The organism is Inquilinus limosus MP06 (assembly GCF_000767795.1).
In the GTDB taxonomy this organism is placed as follows: domain Bacteria; phylum Pseudomonadota; class Alphaproteobacteria; order DSM-16000; family Inquilinaceae; genus Inquilinus; species Inquilinus limosus_E.
In genome coordinates this window covers 1-2,340 of sequence record NZ_JANX01000775.1, presented here as the reverse complement: position 1 = coordinate 2,340, position 2,340 = coordinate 1, and the positions used below count along the sequence as shown (strand labels likewise).

Sequence of the window (2,340 nt, the reverse complement as noted above, 5' to 3'; positions counted from 1 at the left end):
GCTGTTCAAGGCGATCGAGCTGCTGGGCGGCGGCCTGGACGTGACCCGGACGGCGATGGAGCTCGGCTACGGCTCGACCTCCGCCTTCGTCTATGCGTTCCGCACCGACATGGGATGCAGCCCCCAGGCCTATATCCGGCGGCGCCTGTCGGATCGGGGCGCGGGTCAGCCCGGCGTCAGCGAGACCCAGTAGCCGGGCCGGTACTCGACCGGCAGGAAGCGTTCGTGGAAGGCCCGGAAGGTGGCGTCCGGATCGAGGTCGGCGAACAGCTCCGGATGGATCCACTTGGCCAGCGCCTGGATCGCCACGAACTGGTAGGGGCTGTCGTAGAACTGGTGCCAGATGGCGTGCACCCGGCCGGACTGCGTGGCCGGGATGGTGGTGAAGGCCGGGCGCTGCATCAGCGCCTGCAGCCGGGCGCGGCTGGCGTCCCGGTCGGCGCCGGGGCCGACGCCGACCCAGGCGCCGGCGGTCTCGTACAGGGTCCAGTTGCTGCCGGTGACGACCACCACATCCGGCTTCGCCGCGACGATCTGCTCCGGGTTCAGCGTGCCGAAGGTGCCGGGGATCAGGCCCTTGGCGATGTTGTCGCCGCCGGCGATCGAGACCATCCGGCCGAAATTCTCGTCGCCGAAGGACATGCAGCATTCGTCGCTGTAGCCGCCGGCGCGGTCGATCATCACCTGCGGCCGCGGCCCGGTGTAGGATGCGAGGCGGCCGGTGACCTTCTCGATTTCGGCGCGGCGGAAGGCGATCACCTCCTCCGCCCTCTCCTCGCGCCCGATCACCTGGCCGAGGATGCGGATGCTCTTCTCCGCGTTCTCGAACGGCCGCTCGCGGAAATCGATGAACACCACAGGAATGCCGACGGCGGCCAGCTTGTCGATCAGCCCGCCCTCGTCGGTCGCCAGCTTCGATTCCAGGTTCATCACCACCAGGTCGGGATGCAGCGACAGCGCCTGCTCGACATCGAAGGTGCCCTCCTTGGCGCCGCCGAAGCGCGGCAGGTCGGCGATGAACGGGTACTTCGCCCGATAGATCTCGTAGCCGTCGCGATCCGCCTTCTCCAGATCATCGCGCCAGCCGACGACGCGCCGGAACGGCGCCTCGGTGTCGAGCGCCGCCAGCAGGTAGATCTGTCGCCCCTCGCCCAGGATGATCCGCTTCGCCTCGGCCGGAACCTCCACGCTGCGGCCGGCGACATCCACCACCGTTTGGGTCTCGGCCGCCGGGGCCGCGCCGGCGGCGAACAGGAGCAGGGCGGCGGCAAGGCCGAGGGAGCGCCGGGAGATCATGGAGGGTCGGTCCGGAGTGATGAATTACGTCGGGCAAATTCAATGAACGATATGATAATGATTATCAATCTCTATTCAGCTTGATTTTTGCAACCGCGGGCCGGCTGGCGCTGCAGCGCAGGCTGGCCGTCAAGGCCGTCGCGATCCCGCCCGGGCGCGTGAAGCCGACCGGCCGCCCTAGTTCGGCCCTTGGTCGAGGTTGACCTCGGCCGTGTCGATCAGGTCGTCGATCTCCCGCAGGTTGCTGGCCTGCTGGCGTCGGCCCGATTCGTCCAGCCCCTGCTTCATGCCGACCGGGTCCGCGATCACGAAGCGGCCATCCTTGTCGATCAGGAACTGCAGGTCGGCGATGGCGACATCCTTGTCGATCAGCAGGCTGCGGATCGCCTTGAGGCTCGAGATGCTGTTCTGGTTCAGCAGCGTGACGCTGAGCGGCCGGCCGCTGGCATCTTTCCGGGAGTCGAGATCCCGGTCATTGGCGACATAGCGGTCCTGCAGGAAGGCCTTCTGCCCGTTGAAGTCGAACTCGGCCTGGTTCCTTGCGATCGGGAAGCCGAGGCGGTCGAGCTCGGCGAGAGTGGCCTGCTGATGCTCGGGGTCGGAATAGGCTTCGCCCGGCCGGGGCACGTCGGGCTCCAGATCCTTGTAGACGACGATCACATGGTCGTCGCCGAAGGCGAAGGCGGTCTTCTCGACCCCGGTCCCGAGGACCTCGCCGAGATTGGTCTCGGGATCGATCGCCCGGCGCCGGCCCTGGTCGTCGACCGAGAATGTCCGTCCGTTCTCGACCTCGATCCTGCCGTTCGGCCCCTGGGGCGTCGTCTTCCGATGGAAGACATTCCACAGATTGCGGTCTCGCGAGCCGGTCACATAGACATCGACGCCGCTATAGTCGGCCACGCGTTGCGCGAAGGCGTTCGCCTCGGCGCTCGGCCGCGCGATGTTCAGGACGATCGGGTGGTCCGCGTATTCCCGCTCGACCAGCGATTTCGTGAACAGCTCCGGAACGGTGAAGCGATTGCCCTGGGCGTCCACCACATGGCC

At 67.3% G+C, this 2,340-nt stretch carries 3 protein-coding genes; 1 reads left to right on the top strand and 2 read right to left on the bottom strand.

What is annotated here, in order from left to right; all coding sequences use genetic code 11:
* Window positions 1–193 (top strand): helix-turn-helix domain-containing protein (locus tag P409_RS32205; protein WP_034848214.1); only part of this gene is annotated, 193 nt, incomplete at its 5' end.
* Here P409_RS32205 and P409_RS32200 read toward each other — a convergent pair.
* Together P409_RS32200 and P409_RS39560 are read right to left on the bottom strand one after the other, a co-directional pair.
* Entirely contained in the window at window positions 166–1,296 is a 1,131-nt protein-coding gene (locus tag P409_RS32200) for an ABC transporter substrate-binding protein (RefSeq protein WP_052121645.1), read from the bottom strand. The two genes, P409_RS32205 and P409_RS32200, sit on opposite strands and share 28 nt — an antisense overlap.
* Window positions 1,297–1,473: 177 nt before the next feature.
* Window positions 1,474–2,340, bottom strand: an 867-nt coding sequence (locus P409_RS39560) for a hypothetical protein (protein WP_034848213.1), incomplete at its 5' end; no start/stop codon positions are given.

Excerpts from the sequence above, each read along its gene's own strand:
- P409_RS32200 (WP_052121645.1), bottom strand. The coding sequence starts at position 1,296 with ATGATCTCCCGGCGCTCCCTCGGCCTTGCCGCCGCCCTGCTCCTGTTC.